Annotated in this window: 16 protein-coding genes; 3 read left to right on the top strand and 13 right to left on the bottom strand. The window is 55.3% G+C overall.

Annotated features, from left to right (window positions below; all coding sequences use genetic code 11):
* Nucleotides 1-17 precede the first annotated feature (17 nt).
* The 7 genes from recO to ACESYO_RS14605 form a co-directional block, all read right to left on the bottom strand.
* Entirely contained in the window at nt 18-773 is a 756-nt protein-coding gene (recO, locus tag ACESYO_RS14635) for a DNA repair protein RecO (protein ID WP_289600740.1), read from the bottom strand.
* 6 nt (nt 774-779) lie between these two features.
* Nucleotides 780-1679, bottom strand: coding sequence for a GTPase Era (era, locus tag ACESYO_RS14630; RefSeq protein ID WP_370827198.1), 900 nt, complete (start codon nt 1677-1679; stop codon nt 780-782).
* Nucleotides 1680-1686: 7 nt separating this feature from the next.
* Nucleotides 1687-2154, bottom strand: coding sequence for a diacylglycerol kinase family protein (locus ACESYO_RS14625; protein WP_373210582.1), 468 nt, complete (start codon nt 2152-2154; stop codon nt 1687-1689).
* Nucleotides 2144-2644 carry an rRNA maturation RNase YbeY gene (gene ybeY / locus ACESYO_RS14620; RefSeq protein WP_058966358.1) on the bottom strand — a complete coding sequence of 167 codons (501 nt, stop codon included), beginning with the start codon at nt 2642-2644 and terminating at the stop codon, nt 2144-2146. The genes ACESYO_RS14625 and ybeY overlap by 11 nt, the downstream gene beginning before the upstream one ends.
* A gap of 27 nt (nt 2645-2671) precedes the next feature.
* Complete coding sequence (locus ACESYO_RS14615) at nt 2672-3643, bottom strand: PhoH family protein (protein ID WP_058966360.1); 972 nt, start codon at nt 3641-3643, stop codon at nt 2672-2674.
* 149 nt (nt 3644-3792) lie between these two features.
* Nucleotides 3793-4953, bottom strand: a complete 1161-nt coding sequence (locus ACESYO_RS14610; RefSeq protein ID WP_276871758.1) for a sporulation protein YqfD — start codon at nt 4951-4953, stop codon at nt 3793-3795.
* Nucleotides 4954-4955: 2 nt separating this feature from the next.
* Nucleotides 4956-5258, bottom strand: coding sequence for a YabP/YqfC family sporulation protein (locus ACESYO_RS14605; protein ID WP_276871760.1), 303 nt, complete (start codon nt 5256-5258; stop codon nt 4956-4958).
* 61 nt (nt 5259-5319) lie between these two features.
* Here ACESYO_RS14605 and ACESYO_RS14600 point away from each other — a divergent pair, with 61 nt between their 5' ends.
* A complete protein-coding gene (locus tag ACESYO_RS14600; RefSeq protein ID WP_276871761.1) occupies nt 5320-6417 on the top strand; it encodes a hypothetical protein in 1098 nt (365 codons plus the stop codon).
* 80 nt (nt 6418-6497) lie between these two features.
* Here the strand turns inward: ACESYO_RS14600 and ACESYO_RS14595 are convergent, their stop codons facing one another.
* The 4 genes from ACESYO_RS14595 to ACESYO_RS14580 form a co-directional block, all read right to left on the bottom strand.
* On the bottom strand, nt 6498-8207 hold the full coding sequence (locus ACESYO_RS14595; RefSeq protein WP_058966368.1) for a DUF4091 domain-containing protein: 1710 nt from the start codon (nt 8205-8207) through the stop codon (nt 6498-6500).
* A 22-nt stretch (nt 8208-8229) separates the two neighbouring features.
* Entirely contained in the window at nt 8230-9048 is an 819-nt protein-coding gene (locus ACESYO_RS14590) for a carbohydrate ABC transporter permease (RefSeq protein WP_373210578.1), read from the bottom strand.
* Between the two features lie 4 nt (nt 9049-9052).
* Nucleotides 9053-9925 (bottom strand): carbohydrate ABC transporter permease, encoded by an 873-nt coding sequence (locus tag ACESYO_RS14585; RefSeq protein WP_058966370.1) that lies wholly within the window; start codon nt 9923-9925, stop codon nt 9053-9055.
* A 105-nt stretch (nt 9926-10030) separates the two neighbouring features.
* The gene (locus tag ACESYO_RS14580) at nt 10031-11311 is read right to left on the bottom strand and encodes an ABC transporter substrate-binding protein (protein WP_058966372.1); all 1281 of its coding nucleotides are present in this window, start codon (nt 11309-11311) and stop codon (nt 10031-10033) included.
* Between the two features lie 258 nt (nt 11312-11569).
* Between ACESYO_RS14580 and ACESYO_RS14575 the strand changes: the two genes are divergently transcribed.
* Nucleotides 11570-12745 carry an IS110 family RNA-guided transposase gene (locus ACESYO_RS14575; protein ID WP_058963086.1) on the top strand — a complete coding sequence of 392 codons (1176 nt, stop codon included), beginning with the start codon at nt 11570-11572 and terminating at the stop codon, nt 12743-12745.
* Between the two features lie 435 nt (nt 12746-13180).
* Nucleotides 13181-15403 carry a helix-turn-helix domain-containing protein gene (locus tag ACESYO_RS14570; RefSeq protein ID WP_058966374.1) on the top strand — a complete coding sequence of 741 codons (2223 nt, stop codon included), beginning with the start codon at nt 13181-13183 and terminating at the stop codon, nt 15401-15403.
* Nucleotides 15404-15570: 167 nt separating this feature from the next.
* Here the strand turns inward: ACESYO_RS14570 and ACESYO_RS14565 are convergent, their stop codons facing one another.
* Together ACESYO_RS14565 and ACESYO_RS14560 are read right to left on the bottom strand one after the other, a co-directional pair.
* Nucleotides 15571-16413 (bottom strand): IS3 family transposase, encoded by an 843-nt coding sequence (locus ACESYO_RS14565; protein ID WP_373210875.1) that lies wholly within the window; start codon nt 16411-16413, stop codon nt 15571-15573.
* A 44-nt stretch (nt 16414-16457) separates the two neighbouring features.
* Entirely contained in the window at nt 16458-17153 is a 696-nt protein-coding gene (locus ACESYO_RS14560) for a helix-turn-helix domain-containing protein (protein WP_058962639.1), read from the bottom strand.
* Nucleotides 17154-17217 lie beyond the last annotated feature (64 nt).

The raw sequence follows: 17217 nt of genomic DNA, 5'->3' as shown, positions 1-17217 counted from the left end.
AAAAGCGGGCGCGCCGGTCAGCTGAGCATGGTATGCACAAAATCCAGTGTTTTCAGGGGCTTGTCCAGCACCTGAAGGGCATACCGCTCGGTGACCCGGCCCAGCGCCTCCATGCTCTTGGGTGGGATGGAAAAGCTGAAAATCTTTTTGTCCTCCACCAGAGCAATGTGGCGCAGCGCCAGCAGGGCGGCGGGGTCCAGATTGGGGGTTTTATTTTGCCTGGCCGCGCAGTCCGCGCACAGCAGCAGCCCGGCCGACCCGTCAAAATAAAAATCGCCGCCGTCGTATTTCTGGCAGCCGCGGCAGCAGAGCAGATCCGGCATGAAGCCGGCCTCGCACACCGCGCGCAGCTCGAACACAGCCTTGATCTGGGGCAGGGGCTTTTTGCCCTCGCTGATCAGATACAGGCTGTTCAATGTAAGACGCAGAAGCGCCTCGGCCTCCCCGCCCACCGGCGAGAGGGTGAGCGCCAGCTCGGCCAGATACATGGCCAGCGCCATGGCCTCCACGCTTTCGTGCAGACCGAAGAACACCTTTTTCACCTGGGCGTCGTTCGCCAGATACATGTTCTTGCCCGCGAAAAGGGTGAATTCCGAATAACAAAAAAGCCCGCAGGCGCTGAAGAGCTTGCTTTTCAGCCGCAGGCTGCCCTTGGCGGACACCGAAATGACTCCCAGCTCCGGTGTGAGCACAGTGAGAATCCGATCCGCCTCGCCGATTTTTACCTCCCGCAGCACAAGGCCCGGGGTCACCAGCTGCATTCCCGCTGCCATGGCCGGTCAGTTGGTCTGCTTGAAGCCGAAGTCGTTGAGCAGGAAGTCGGAATCGCGCCAGTCATCCTTCACCTTGACCCAGCACTGCAGGTTCACCTTGGCGCCCAGAAAATCCTCACAGTCCAGACGGGCCTGGCTGGCGATCTTTTTCAGCATCTGGCCGCCCTTGCCGATGACCATGCCCTTATGGCTCTTGCGCTCGCAGTAGATATTCACGTCGATGTCGATGATGTTTTTGTCCGGCCGCTCCTTAAAGCGCTCCACCGTGACGGCGATGCCATGGGGGATCTCATCCCGCAGGTTCAAAAGCATCTTTTCCCGCAGAATCTCGCTCACCAGCGCCTTTTCCGGCATGTCGGTGTAGGCATCATCCGGGAAGAAGTGAGGGCCCTCCACCGCGTAGCGGGCCAGCACATCGAACAGCTCCTCGCAGCCTTTGTCCTCCCGCACACTGGTGGCCAGTACCTGATCGAACACGCCCAGCTCACTCAGCTGGCGGCGGCGGATTTCCAGATCGGCCTCATTTTTCAGCGTATCTGTCTTGTTGATCACGGCCAGCGCGGGGCCACCGTTGGCCTTCAGCGCCTTCAGCATGGCCTGCTCGGCCTCGGTGAAGTCGCCGTAGGGCTCGAACAGCATCATGCTCACATCCACATCCGCCACCGAATCGCTGGCGGCCTTGCTCATCCGCTCGCCCAGCTTGGTGCGGGGAATGTGCACGCCAGGGGTATCCAGCAGCACATACTGCACCGGGCCGCGGGTCACAATGCCGGTGATACGGGTGCGGGTGGTCTGGGGCTTGGAGGTGACGATGGCCACCTTTTCACCCACCAGCCGATTGGTCAGGCTGGATTTGCCCACGTTGGGACGGCCCACCAGGGCCACGAATACAGAAGAAGTTTGCACGGTTTTGTTACCCTTTCTTTTTTGGTTGCAGCACAAAGCACACAGCGCAGGGCAGCGATGCCGCCAGCAGCGCCAGTGCCAGTGGATGGCCCGCCAGCCAGCCCGGAATGCCCGCCAGCACGGCAGGCTGCCAGAACAGTGCAATGCCCACCGTGGCGGCGGCAATGCTGAACACCAGCACTGCGCCCGCCGCCATATCCTTGGCAAGACCGGCGGCAGCCCAATGTTCGGCGTCCGGCCGATCCACAGCCCGTTCCACCGCACTGTTGGCAAGCTCCAGACTCATCACGCCGCCGATGCAGAGAACCAGCAGCGCATATTCCAGCCGGCCGAAGGAATAAAAGCGGCTGAACAGCAGCACATATACTGCCGCGCACAGATGAAAGCGCAGATTGCGCTCGGTGCGAAGAGCCGCCCATACTCCGCTGGCTGCATAGTGAAAGCCCCGCAGAAAGCGGCGCAGCTCAGATTTCATCGGTGGTATAGGAAACGGTGCGGGGCAGGCCCAGCTGGACAAGCACAGCCTCCTCCTTTTCCCGCATGCGCACCGCCTCCAGACCGCCGGCCTCATGGTCGTAGCCCAGCAGATGCAGCATGGAATGCACCGTCAGGAATGCCACCTCGCGCTGCAGCGCATGGCCGTACAGTTCGGCCTGCTCCATGGCCTTTTCCATGGAGATCACAATGTCGCCCAGCAGGCTGGCGCCGGTGTCCTCGTTTTTGTCATACACGCCGTTTTCGCCCAGAGGGAAGCTGAGCACGTCGGTGGGCATATCCTTGCCCCGGTACTGGGCGTTCAGCTCCTGAATGGCTGCATTGTCCACAAAGGTGACGCTGATCTCGGCGGGACCTTCGAACTTCTCGTATTCCAGCACCGCATTGCAGCTGCGGCGGATCAGGATACGCAGCCCGGAAGGAATTTTGACGGCTTTCTGATGATTGGTGATATAAACTTTGTTCGACATAGCTTCTCTCCTCGCTGTTCTATGGGATCAACCATTCCTGCGGGACCGCGCAGCGGCGGCCCGGTCGTATGCTTTTACGATCTGCTGCACCAGACGGTGGCGGACCACATCCTTCTCACTGAAATACACCCGGCCAATGCCCTCCACGTTTTTCAAAACGCTCAGCGCATCCACCAGACCACTTCGGGCCTTGTCCGGCAGGTCGATCTGGGTCACGTCGCCGGTGACCACCACCTTGCTGCCCACGCCCATACGGGTGAGGAACATCTTCATCTGCTCCGGGCTGGTGTTCTGGGCTTCATCCAGAATGATAAAGGCGTCATCCAGTGTGCGGCCGCGCATGTAAGCCAGCGGGGCCACCTCGATGCTCTGCTTTTCCTGCAGCTTCTGGAAGGTCTCGGGCCCCAGCATATCATACAGGCCATCGTACAGCGGGCGCAGATAGGGATCCACCTTGTTCTGCAGATCGCCGGGCAGAAAGCCCAGCTTCTCGCCCGCTTCCACCGCCGGGCGGGTCAGGATGATACGGGTGACCTCCTTGCTCTTGAAGGCCTTTACCGCCATGGCAACCGCCAGATAGGTCTTGCCGGTACCGGCGGGGCCCACACCGAAGGTGATGGCGTTTTTTCGAATGGAATTCAGGTATTCCTTCTGGCCCAGAGTCTTGGGGCGCACCGGCCGGCCCTTGGCCGTAATGGCCACAAAGTCCTCGGTGAGCTCCTGCACCCGGCTCTCCTCCCCTGCGCCGGCCAGGCTGATGCAATAGCGCACCGTCTGCTCCTCCAGGGGGGTATGATTTTCCAGCAGTGTGAGCATCGCATCCACCGCACGGCCCGCCGCCGCCACGCCCTCCGGCTCGCCGGTGAACTTGATCTGGGTGCCGCGGCACACCGCGGTAATTCCAAATTCGCCCTCCAGCAAACGGATGTTTTCGTCGCAGCTGCCAAAGATGGCGAGCGCCGTGTCCACACTGTTCAGTTCAATCAGTTTTTCGGCCATTGTACACCTGCTCTTTTGTTTGTTTTTGCTGTATTTTTGCCCAAATCCTGCATTTTAACAGAATTGCGCATAGTATTTCATCAGTAATTATATCACAAAATTTTTGCAATGGAACTGTTAAAAATCAACAAAATTTTTCTTGTGTCCTTTCACACCTGCCCGGCCGACGCAATGTTCGCCTCAACCTGAAGAATCACCGTAACCGTTACCCCGTTTTCCGACTTTGCAACCTCCTGCTGCTGACTCAGAAGCTGTGCGTCCGGAAAATCCCGGAACAGCTGGCGCAGGCAGGCAAGGCGGGCTTTGTCCTGCGCCTGCTGATAGTTAAGGTGCACGGTTTCGGTCTGCCGTTCCATCACCAGCTGCTCCTCCACTGTGACCGGCAGCGCAAAGCCCAGCACCGTGAGCGGATGGTGGGTGACGGTGCAGCGGTCCTGCTCGCCGGGCTGGCGGGCGGGCAGCGCAAGCCGGTGGCCCGCCGCCCGCAGGCTGAACCGGCTCCACACTTTGCCGGTGGGCAGCTGCGCCTGGTATTCCAGCGGCTGGGTGCACTGATAGCTGCGGGTGAATCTGGCCAGCACTGTGCCCTTGGCATGTACCGGAATCAGCGCGCCGTTCCGGTCGGCCTTTGCCGCGGTAACCAGCACCTCTCCTGCCGCCACCGTCTGCCCCGGCTGCTTTGCCGCAAAGCCCTCCTGCACATTCATCTCCAGAATCAGCCCATCGGTAAGGGCAATCATATCCACGCTTTCGTTCCCCTCCACCTGCGGCTGGGGCTGGGCGGGTGCGGCCTCCACCACCAGTCGGCCGCTGGTAAGGTTCAGCGAGACCCATGCCAGATCCTCGTTCTGGTTCAGCATCTGTTTTTCCGCCTGACGCAGACGGGTCTGGTTTAAAAAGGCCCCCTCGTAAATATCCATGGAATAGAGCGCCTGCCGAATCCGGGACTGCTGCTGTGCAGTCAGCGATGGATCGTAACGGATGGCCCATACCATCTGCTGCATCAGAACAAACACCACCGCAAAGACCAGCGGCCCCAACAGAAGACCCCAGCGGCCCCGGTAGCGCCGCAGCCGAAACCAGAGCCCCTGCCGCCGCTCCACCCGAAGCCGGGTGCGGCAGGGACGGGCCTGCGCTGCCGCCTGTTTGTAGTAGCGGGCGGGTATGACCCCGCGCACACCGCCGGGCACCGGCCGCAGCCGGGCCAGCGGAATGCCCGCCTGGGCGCATCGGCTCACAAAACGCTCGTAGCGCCCGCCCAGCGCCACAAACCGCACCCGGGCAAACAGCCCGCTCCACAGCTTTGCCATCGTTACTGACCCTCCTTATAGGAAAATTCCGTGCACAGCACCCGCCCCCGCAAAAGCAGCTGGCCACGGCTGGCCGCGCAGAGCTCCAACCCGTCGCCGTACACCGTCACATCCCAGCGACCCATATCCAGCCGGATCTGGCTGCTGTCGTACAGCAGGATCTCCCGGCAGTTCTCCACCTGCACCTGCCCCAGACAGTTGATGTGCAGCATCGGCTGCGCGTAAAAATCCGCCGCCGGCTGACGGAACAGATCCCGCAGAATCCGCCGTACCGGCTCTCTTGTTTGTTTTGGTTTGCGCTTCACTGCAGCCCGCCCCCTTTGTATGCCCGTTACACGCATATATACGACGAAGGAGGAACGTGTTATGAAGAAATATGGCAACAGAGAGCTTTGCCCGGGTGCAGCGGCGCTGGGGATTCTGCTTCTGCTTATCCTCCAGCCCAGCGCCAGCACGAAGGGTGTGCTGGCCGGGCTGGAAAGCTGTGCCTTTCAGGTAATTCCGGCCCTGTTCCCCTTTTTTGTGGTCACCGGGCTGATTCTGGAAAGTCCTCTGGCGGAATGGCTGGGGCTGTCGGTTTATCCAGTGACCCGGCTGGGGCTGGGCATCCGGCAGCGGCGGGCTTCCACCGTTCTGCTGCTGTGCTGGATGGGCGGGTTTGCGGTGGCTGCATCGGCCATTTCCCGGCTGTACCAGCAGGGCAGGCTTTGTCGCAGGCAGGCCATGCTGCTTCTGGTATGCGGGGTGGGCTCCGGCCCGGCCTTCGTGGTGAACACGGTGGGCCTTCTGATGCTGGGCAGCGCGCCGCTGGGCGTCTGCCTGCTGGGAGCGATGCTGACAGCCAATGTGTGCACCGCACTGATATTCCGGTTTCTGTTTGCCGTTTTGCCTGAAAAATGCGAACCGGCTGCGCCCGTTCTTCACAGCGCCGGGGAAACCAACCAGCCCGCCGGGCTTGTGGGCTCGATTCAAAATGCGGTTCATTCCATGCTCACCGTGTGCGGCTTTGTGGTGTTTTTCCGGTTTCTCTGCGAAACCGCTGCACAGGCGCTTTCGCTGGGTGCCCCGGGCTTTTTTGCCCTGTGTGCCGGGCTGGAGGTGACCAGCGGCTGCGCAGCAGGAGCGGCCCTGCCCGGCTGTGCCGCCATGGCCTGCTGCGCTGCGCTGAGCGTGCAGAGCCTTTCGGTCTTTTTGCAGGTGCGGGCGCTGCTGTGCCGGGAGCTGCCCATCTGGCCGCTGGCCGCGGCCCGCCCGCTTCATCTGGGCTTTTCCCTGCTGTTTTTCCGGTTGTTTGTTCGCTGGCTCCCCGGTGCAGCCGAAGCCATCAGCACACTGGCACCCCGGGTCATCTGCCGTACCCACACCGCACCGGATGCGGCACTGGTCCTGTTCGCCTTCTGCTGCCTAGTACTGTTTCGGCTGGAACGGGGCAGCCGCCAGCTGCGCCGGCGCAAACAGGCATAACAAAAGCCCCGGTCGTTTCGCCTGTGTGGCATTGACCGGGGCTTTTCCCAGAACACACAACAAATGTTCCGGCTTACTTTTTACTCAGATTTTTCCAGTGCCTCAAACACTTCACGCCGCAGCTCCAATAGATAGCTTGCATCAGTGGGGTATTTTTTGAAGGTCATCTTCTCCATTCCCGCATTCCGGTCGATCATCTGCAGCACCGCTTCCCGGCCCAGATGTTTCTCCAGCGTCTGGAATGCGCGCAGATCCACAAGGGCCTCGCTCTGTACCTCGGCCCGGATGGACGACAGCGGCTCGCCATCCTTGCCCGGATAGACCAGATACGGATCGCCCGAGGGGAAGGCATAGTCACAGTGCGTCACCGAATAGGGGTCCACCTTTTCCCGGGAGTACTGGTTGAAATAGAAGTTATACCCCCAGTGCAGGAAACCGCAGATGTTGTACCGATACATGAGCACACCCATAATCCGGTTACGGGCGCTGGGCATGGCGTAGAAGCGGTTCGGCACATGCAGGCCCTGGGCGCAGCAGTAATACACCCACAGATCGGGAACCCCCGCATCCAGGAACGGCTGAATGTGGTCGTTGGCCGGAACCGGATGTTCCACCAGCCCCTGCCGGTAAAAATCAAAGCTGCTGAGGGCATCGATCACCGGGCAGCCTTCCAGCAGATCCTGCACCTGCTGCTTTGCCGTGCGATAATTTTCCAGATGGGCTTCGGTGGGCTCGTCCGAGATATGGAAATACACATGCTGCCGGTCGTATCCCAAGCGCTCCAGCTCGGTGCGCAGTGCGGGGATGAACTGCTCCAAAAAGCTGCGGTATGCCGGGCTGTCGGCAGGAACATCCCAGCCGAAAATCCGTTTTTCCGCTCCATCCACCGTGGCCATAATCTTGGGCGTGGCCCGGGCGCCCCACTGGGTGAACAGATGAGCGATTTCCAGATATTCAACACCTGCTTCCCGGCACAGCTTCGCCCAGCGTTCCAGCAAAGAAAAATCAAAGGTATATTTCTCACCCTGCACCGTAATTTTCACCAGCTGCACGGTGGGGCGCTCGCTTCCCACCGCAGTATCCAGCGGCGGAGTGAACACCGGCGTCAGAAGCATATTGATGCCGTGGCGCTGTGCCGCTGCATGGATGAATTTTTCCATGATGCGCCAGTGCTCCTCGCTCAGGGGCGGAACCTGATAGTATTCCGCCAGGCAGTCGCCATGGAACCATTCGGTATGAATCAGCATCTGCGGCGCAAGTTTTGCTTTGCCCACCCGCATCCGGAATGTGAGGGTGCACGGCTGTGCCTCCGGCCCTGCATGCCAGACCTGCCCGTTTGCCATCGCGATTTCCCGATCCGGCTCCAGCCGGATCTCCACATCAAACGTTCCGGGCCGGACATCCTCCGGTATGGGGAAGCTCAGCCACAGGCTGCGGTACTGGCGGGGAATCGGGCGGAAGCGGTCCGATTCCATCGGCATCAAAAGATCCGGGAACAGCCCCGGGACTCTGATCAGATAGTTCTCGTCACCATCCGAATCTTCCCAGCAGGGAAAATCCGAAGGAAGCAGGCGCACTTCACTGATTTCCGGCTGCACCGGCGCACCACTGACGGTTATACGGAAGGTTTGCAGCAGACTGGTCTGGCCGCAGGATGCTCCCCGGTAGACCAGCTGGACGGCAGCGCGGGTGCCCGCCCAGGTGCACACATCCTGCTCCAGCGGGGCCGGCCGCTGCTGCGGGAACACTTTTTCAAGTGAGGACGCAAGGAAGAATTCATATTGATTCACAGAGATACACACTCCTTTATCATTATCCTTTTACACCGGAAAGGGCGATTCCTTCCACAAACTGCTTTTGCAGGAAGATATACAGAATAAAGGGCGGCAGGAAGGCCAGAACAGATCCCGCCATTACCAGACCGTAGTTGGTGGAATAATTCCCCTTCAGCGCCGAGATGGCCAGCGTCAGCGTCTGCATGTTCTGATTGGTGCAGGTTACAAGAGGCCACAGGAAATCGTTCCAGCTTGTGATGAAGGTGAACACCGTAAGGGATATGATGACCGGCTTGATCAGAGGAATCACAATTCGCAAAAACAGCCGGTTTTCGCTGCAGCCGTCGATGCGGGCCGCCTCCAGCAGATCATCCGGAACGTTCATCATGAACTGCCGCATCAGAAAAACGCCGAACGCATTCAGAATCGGCAGCATCAGGGCCAGATGGGTATTCATCAGGCCCAACTGCTTGATGATCAGAAATACCGGGATCAGTGTGACCTGACCGGGAACCATCAGCGTTGCAAGGTAAAGTGCAAACACCTTGTCCCGCCCGGGCCAGCGCTTTTTGGAAAAGCCATAGGCAGCCATGGAGCAGATCACACAGTTCAGAATACATGCACCGCAGGTAACAATTACACTGTTGAGAAAGTTGCGGGCAATGTTCAGATTTTTAAACCCCCTCACATAGTTGTTGAAATTGAAATCCACACCGGCAAAATTGAGATCCAGCGTGCTTTTCTGGGTTAGCGAGATGATACACATATACAAAAACGGCGTAAAGGCCAGCAGTGCCAGAAATACCAGCACAAGAGCGATGAGCCCCCGAACCAGATTGCGCTTGATCGCAGTCACTGCCTCACACCTCCTTTTCCCGGAAGAAGATCTTCTGGATTGCATTAATCAGCAGAACAAACAGGAACATCAGCATAGCAACCGCGCTGGCATAGCCCATACTATACTCTTTAAATGCCGCGTTGTAAATGGTGAGCACCAGTGTCTGGGTGGCGGTGCCGGGGCCGCCGCCGGTCATATTGTAAACCAGATCAAACACCTGGAACGACCAGATAGTGCCCAGCGTAACCACCAGATAGGTAACGCTCTTCAAACTTGGAAGCGTGATGCGGAAAAAGCACTGGATGGGGCTCGCGCCGTCCACCTTGGCTGCTTCATACTGACTGCGCGGAATATCCATGATGCCCGCGTAATAAATCACCAGAAAATAGCCCACATTTTTCCACACACTCACAAGGCACACGCTGAACATGGCTGTTGCCTTTCCGCCCAGCCAGTTCACAGCCGGAAGATTGAGTGCCTGCAGAATTAAGTTCACGATGCCGCGGGGATTCAGCAGGAACGACCACAGCGTTCCCACCAGAATTGCCGACGCAATCACCGGTACAAACAGCGCACTTTTTACGAACCCGCCAAAGTGGCCCCGGAACATTTCGGCCAGCACTGCCGCGATGACCAGCGAAAGGAAGGTCTGTACCGGAACGGTGCCAATGGTGAAGATCACAGTATTAACGAGAGATGCCTTAACGTAAGGGTCTTTGGTCATCCGGATATAATTGTCAAGCCCAATCCACTGCGGTGGCTGCATCACATTGTATTGGGTGAAGCTGAAAAATCCGCTCATCAGAATCGGAATCACAGCAAATGTGAGAATGAGCACAAAGCTCGGTAGAACATACAGGATTCCCTGTATGGCCTCCTTTCGACGGTTAATCACGACAGACCGCTCCTTTCTGTTGCTGCAACTGCCACACTACTTAAAGGGGGAAGGCCCCCGGTTCGGCGCGGGCCGGACCGGATTGCCTTCCCCTTTCCATGCGCATCAGCTCATGCTGGATGCATAATCCACAGTTTGCTGGATGGCCTGTTCCGGAGTGAGATCGCCCAGCATCATCAGCTGGAGATTCTTATACAGGGAATCCATCACCTTAAAGGAGTTGGGCGCAACGGGCAGGGTGTGCAGATAGGTATCGTCCGCATACAGATCCTTGAAGCGCTCGTTGTCCAGATATTTCTCTCCTTTGCTGATGGGCGGGAAAGCAGACAGTTCGGAATGGAATTTTTCCATGATGGCCGGGCTGGTAATGTGCTTCATCAAAGAAGCCGCCAGCTCCTTATTCTCACTGGCTGCGTTCATGATCAGGGAGTCCGCCGCGATCCAGGTGGCCTTGGTTTCGTCCTCCAGACTGGGCACGAAGTCCCAGTTGATGCCGGCTTCATCAAAGATCGAAGCCACGTTTGCAGACATGCTGGCAACTGCTACGTTACCGGCGGCAAACTGGTCGCGAATGTCATTGCCGGTCATGGACATGGATTCATCCGGCAGAATTTCGTAGGTGTAGCGCAGATCATACAGGAACTGAGCCGCTTTCACCGCTGCATCATTCTCTGTCAGCGCAACTTCTCCGTTCTCGTTGAAGATATCGCCGCCTGCCTGCCACAGGTAAGGATAGAACAGGTTATTCAGGGCACCGATGGCCGGATCAGCCCATTCCTGTGCAAAGGGGATAACGCCCTCCAGATTGGCTTCCTTCACCTGAGTGCACACATCCACCAGATCCTGCCAGGCGGTGGGCAGCTCGGTAACGCCCGCCTCGTTGAGGATATCCATATTGAAGTAAAGGATGCGGGCATTGCCCACGATGAACGGAAGGGTGTACTGTGCGCCCTTCACATTGCCCAGATCATAATACAAATAATTGGAAATCTCTTCTTCTGTGAAGTATGCATCCAGTGGCTCCAGTGCGCCCATGTCGATGAAGTCGTTGTACATTTCCAGATACATGTATCCCACGTCGGGGCCCTGACCGGAAGAGAACGCCGTCAGATATTTTTCCTCATAATTGCCCCAGGGGGTGATCTCGATGGTAAGATTCACATTGTTTTCCTCGGCCCAGGGAGCCAGAGTCTCTGTCCACCATTCCTGATCCAATGCTTCACCGCCTGTTGCATAGGGCGGCAACCAAAGCAACATGTCTGTTTTTTCTCCAGTCGGCGTACTGCCGCCGGTACCGGAGCCGGCCGTTGTTTCCGTCTTGCCGCAGCCTGTCAGCAGAAGGGTTACCATCGCAATGCTCAACAGAATACTAAGCAGCTTTTTCATTTTCACATCTTCCTTGTATTATAGAGTAGTAGTTATTAGAGCCCCTCTCCAAGGGCTGTGTGCTACACTGTAAGGGATGCTGTGGATTGGTGTAAATCTCCTACCACAAGATGGTTCAAGAAAGGTTCCAACCACAGCCCCTTACAATTTTGTTGATCAGTTAAATACCGCCAGACGGTTTATGTGGAACAAGGCTACAAAAGTAAGGTGTACTGTGGATGCAGCATCACATATTTACCGCTGGAGGGATTTGTTATGGTGATTTCTGTTGGTATTGATGTCTCAAAAGACAAGCACGATTGCTTCATCGTCAGCTCTGAGGGGGAAGTCCTGGCGGATGTGTTCACGATTCCCAACAACATGGATGGGTTTCACCGTCTGTTGCAGAGAATCCAGGACTGCACCAACTCTCAGGACAAAATAAAAGTAGGGCTTGAGGCGACCGGACATTACAGCTACAACCTTCTCGGGTTTCTCCTTGACAACGGTCTGACCACCTATGTCCTGAACCCCTTGCGCACAAACCTCTACCGAAAGAGCCTCAGTCTGAGAAAAACCAAAACTGACCGGGTGGATGCGCGAACGATTGCTTCTATGCTGTTATCCGATGCGGGCCTCAAACCCTACACAAGTACAGCATACCACAATGAGGAGCTAAAGTCACTGACCAGATACCGTTTTGACAAGGTAAAAGAACGGGCGAAACTGAAAAGTTCTATTTCTCGATTGGTCTGTATCCTGTTTCCCGAACTGGAAAAACTGGTCCCCACACTTCACATGACCTCTGTTTACTCCCTGTTAGAGGAGCTCCCCGGCGCAAAGCAGGTTGCCGCAGCCCATTTGACAAGGCTGAAAACACTGCTCGAAACCGCCTCCAAAGGCCACTACAAGCGGGATATGGCTCTTGAAATACGAGATGCTGCCAGAAATTCCATTGGCTCTCGGATGCCTGCCAAGTCCCTTGAATTACAGCACACCATCCGCCTCACCCGGGAACTGGATCGTGAAATTGATGAAATCGAAGAACAAATCCAATCCATTATGGGTGAGCTTCATTCGCCTATTACCACTATCCCAGGGCTGGGGTTCCGCATGGCCGCCATGATCCTGGCTGAGGTCGGCGACTTTACCCGCTTTGACTCCCCAGACAAGCTGTTGGCTTATGCCGGGATGTCCCCCTCAACTTACCAGTCCGGACAGCTCAAAAATTGCTATCCGCACATGGAAAAGCGTGGCTCCCGATACTTACGCTACGCACTTTACAACGCAACCAAGTATGTCTGCTACTGGGACCCGGCTTTTGCTGATTATCTTGCCAAGAAGCGGGCGGAGGGAAAACACTACAATATTGCCATCTCTCATGCTGCCAAGAAGTTAGTTCGTCTGATATTTGCCATGGAGAAATCCATGCAGCCATATTGCTCAGCATCTTAACTGCAACCACTTGAATAGCCAGCAGGGGTCTGACAAGACCTCAGCTTTGCTATACCTTTTTTGAACCATCCCTTTTTCACCACCACCATTCATTTTCGGGGTTGATTTTTAGTTAATCTTTCTTCATGTGGATTCCTCATGCTTCCTGTGTCGCGTCGAAGTGAGGTCGTTTCTGATGGCTTAAGCATAACGCATCAAATGGTTTGTGTAAACCATCATTCCTTTCTGTTCTGTACTGAAACCCCCATTTTCTCTTGCTGTTTTTTGTGCATTTTGTCAACTTCCCTTTTGCAATCACTTTCATTTTTTCGGTTTTTATCACCATATTTTCACATTTCGCTCTTTGCACACAAAAAATAATAGAGAATGGATAAATTTATGTTATAATGCCAATAAACAAATACCTCTGCATGTAAAAAAGAGGAGTATGCCCAAATGTATCGTTTTTTCGACAAACAAGTGCTGCGTGTCATGCGCCCTTATGCAGTTATCATTTCTTTCTGCCTGCTTCTGTGCGCCAGTGTGGGAATGTATGTTCTGCGCCAGCTGGAGCACAGCGTTGTAACCAGCAATGAATCCATGAATGCCCTGGTACAAAGTGCAGTAGATCGCCGCCTGGACGAGCTGTATCGGTACAGCGTTACGCTGGAACTAAACAACACCAATATTTCGCTGAAAACCCGGAGCAGCATCCCCCAGCCCATTTCCGCACCTGTATACCGTCTGTACGACTCCATTCGTGACTTCGTGGATTCCAATGCCCTGGCCCAGGGTCTGTACATCTACTATCCTGCTCTGGACTTTTCTGTGGGCAATCTGGGGTGCTTTTCCGCCGATGCCTATCGTGCGCTCCAAACTATCCCACAGCGGGAGCCAGATGGAAAATGGACCAGCCAGCTGATGCAGATCGAGGAGCCCACTCTCCTGCTGGATCAACGCCCACAAACTGAGGAAGCCGTCCTGTGCTATGTGCGCCCGCAAAAAATCGATCGAAGCTGCCGGGCCGTAATGGTGATGGAGATTGACCGTCAGGCACTGATCCAGGTTTTCTCTCAAGCCCAGGAGTTGTTTCCCGAGGCATTCCAGCTCAGTATTCTGCTGGATGGTGAGGTTATTGCCTCCAAAGGCGACGAGGTGGATGCAGCGACCGTGGAAACCATGTTCGCCCAGTGGAATCAGGAAAACGACCATGCGCTGACCCACGGCGATACAGCTGTCTATTTCAGCCGTTCCATGTTGTCCGGCCTGTACTATGCCAGCTTCTATAACGCCGGCAGTACCATGCGCACCGTGCGCACCACCATTGCCATCTGCGCCGTGTGCGCACTGCTTACACTGTTGATTGGTTTTGTCGGCACATTTTATGTAAGCATTCTGAACGTTCGGCCCGTTCGCAAGCTCCTGCATCGCCTGGGTGCACAGGAAAACGATGAAACAGATGCCTATGAACTGCTGACGGAGCGCGTGGATCAGCTGATGCAGGCCAATGAGCAGAGCTCACAGCGCATTTTTGAACACCAGATGCTGCTGGATTCCAACTTCTTTGTCACTCTGCTGCGCGGCGAACTGCGCAGCGAAAGCGCAGTCGTACTGGCAGCCAACCGCTACGGAGTGGTTTTCAGTGAACCCATGTTTCAGGTGCTGGTTGCCGCCAACGAAAAACGGACTCTGCCGGATGGCGACGGCTGGCAGCGAACCATTTACGAAACAATGGCCGCCCATAATGTGGAGGGACTGTGCACTGCATTTCGTGGTCGGCTGTGTATCCTGCTTAACTCGGACAAACCTTATTCCCAACCGGTTTTACAGAGTCTGTGTCAGGACATCATGAATCTGTACTACCCAAATGAACCGGCAGCCGCCGGGATCGGTACCTGCTGCGACAGCCTTACCGCCATCATCACCAGCTATCACTGCGCTCGCTGGGCGCTGCTGGCCTGTACGCCGGATTGTGCACATCCTGTATGCGTCTATTCGCCGGAACATGCACAGGGACATCACGGTGATGCCCGGGTGATGCAAAATTTCTGCAATTTCATCTATCAGAAATCGTATGCACAGGCGCGGAATATGCTTCCTCAGCTTTATGAAGAATACTTAACTTCCGGCGTGGTTCCCTCGGCTGATCTGATGCGCCAGCAGGCGGTGACCAGCCTTTTGGCAGATGCTGCCTGCGAGACTCTTTCGGATGGAGACGCCGCGGAAGTTACTCGCGTTCTGTCCACGGCTCAGTCCGCCAAAGAATATCGGCAGCGTATGGAACTGGTTCTGGAACGTCTGGACAAACAGCAGAATCACAATGCACCGGAAAAGCAAAAATATCCGGTAACGGCTCGTGCCAAGCAGATCATTGATGAATCTTACACCGACCCTCTGATGGGGCTGTATCTTGTGAGCGAGCAGCTGAATGTGAGCAACTCCTATCTGTCCACCTCCTTCAAAAATGCCTATGGCGTAAGCCTGGTGCAATACCTTAACCGTCTGCGGGTGGAGCATGCGAAAAAACTGATTCTGGAAACCCCCATGAGCATCAAGGAGATCGCACTGGCTTCCGGTTTTTCCAGCGACATCAATTTCATTCGTGTGTTCAAGAAGCAGGAAAACACTACTCCGTCCATGCTGCGCAAAAAGCCGCCGGAAGAGCCCGCACCTGCTTGAGTGCCGCTTCGTTATCAACAAAAAAGGTCTGACTGATTTTTTCAAATCAGTCAGACCTTTCAGCTTGTAGAAAAACCTGCTGTGACAATGAACTGCTACCCGTCAAGAGGACAGTGAAAAAATATAAAGTTTTCCCGGCCAGCAGCCAGTAGGTTGCTGGCCACTTTTTATGCAGCGAAAAACAGCTTGTGCTTCTCCATCGGTGTCAGCACGCCCAAATTACGCTGCACTCTCCTGGTATTGTAGTAGTGAATATAGTGTTGAATCGTCTGAACAAGTTCTTTCTTACTGGTAAATCGCCTGCCGTAGTAACACTCCCGCTTTAAGATTCCCCAGAACCCTTCCATGGGGCCATTGTCAATGCAGTGGGCCACACGGGACATACTTTGTGTCATTCCGGCCTGTACAAGCTTTTGGTGGAAGATTCGGTTGGTATACTGAAACCCTCTGTCGCTATGGAACAGGGGGTGGGCATCCGGATTAGCCTTCACAGCCTTGTCAAAGGTCTTGAATACAAGAGGATTGTCATTGCGATCCCCCAGCACATAAGCCACAATACGCCGGTCATAGAGATCTAGAATAGCGCTGAGATAGACCTTTTGTACGTCAGTTTTCTCATACCACTTAAATTCGGTCACATCGGTTAGCCATTTCTCATTCGTCCTTTCTACATAGAATTGGCGATCCAACAGGTTTTCAGCTAGATACTGAGGATTCCTGGCCCGTCTGGTACAGCCGTGATTGCTGTACTTCACGGTAGAGCGAATATCTCTGGCCCGACAAATGCGCAGCACTCTCTTGTCATTAACGTGGATGTCATAGTCATGGCGTAAGTCATCATTCAGCCTTCGGTAGCCTTTGTCCGGGTACTCAGCATGGATTTTCTCAATCTTTTCCGCCAATCGCTCATTTTCAGCCGCTCTGCGACTCGACGTTCCAGCAGCCCATTTGTGGTATGCGGACCGAGACACATGGAGCAGCTTGCAGGCTGTTTCAATAGGAAAACCCACCTCCTCATGGTACTCCCGAATGGCTTGGTATGTACGGCGCTGTCTCACTTCTTCCAGGCCTCTCTCCTTTCGATCTCGTCCAATTTTTTTAGCAGACCATTCTCCATTTCTGCCAGATACAGCTGATGCTTGAGTTTCTCGATTTCGATTTGCGCTTTCTCCAGTTCGGTGCGAGGGACTTGGTCTTTCTTCCGACGGCCTCGCCGATCCTCTAAGCCCGATTCTCCCATCTGTTCAAACCGAAGAGTCCAACTCCGAATCTGTTGATAGCTGACCTGGTATTTCAGGGCCATTTCTCCGTAATTCTTTCCGCTAGCAATACAATCCTTAACAATTTGGATGCGCTCTTCCAGCGTGGTTTCCCGCCCTTGCTTCATGTAGCTTCCACCTCCTGAGTATTTTACGGAGTTGAAGTCTCCATGAGCATTATACATCTGAATCCAATTCCTGAGCTGTATGGAACTCCGAATATGATATTTTTTGCAAATCTCTGATAGGCTGGCAATACTGGATAAATACTCTTCTACGGCTGCCTTTTTTAGTTCCGGACTGTATATTCGATTCTTATGTGGTAGAAATGCATCTACCCCGTCAGCCTCATAGTTGCGTACCCACCCATCCAACGACTGCCTTCTAACGCCACTCCTCCGAGCTGCTTCGTTCATGCTGATCCGTCCCTTAAGGTACTCCTGAACAATCTCAACTTTTTGCTCTACACTCAACTTCTGTTTGTACTGCATAACAATGCTCCCCCTATGATTGACAGCGTTTTATTTCACTGTCTCTCATAGAGGGAGCATATCA

The organism is Allofournierella massiliensis, assembly GCF_964241245.1.
Classification (GTDB): Bacteria; Bacillota; Clostridia; order Oscillospirales; family Ruminococcaceae; genus Allofournierella; species Allofournierella massiliensis.
The sequence above is the reverse complement of the archived record's forward strand: the minus strand, read 5'-3'. Positions and strand labels throughout refer to the sequence as shown.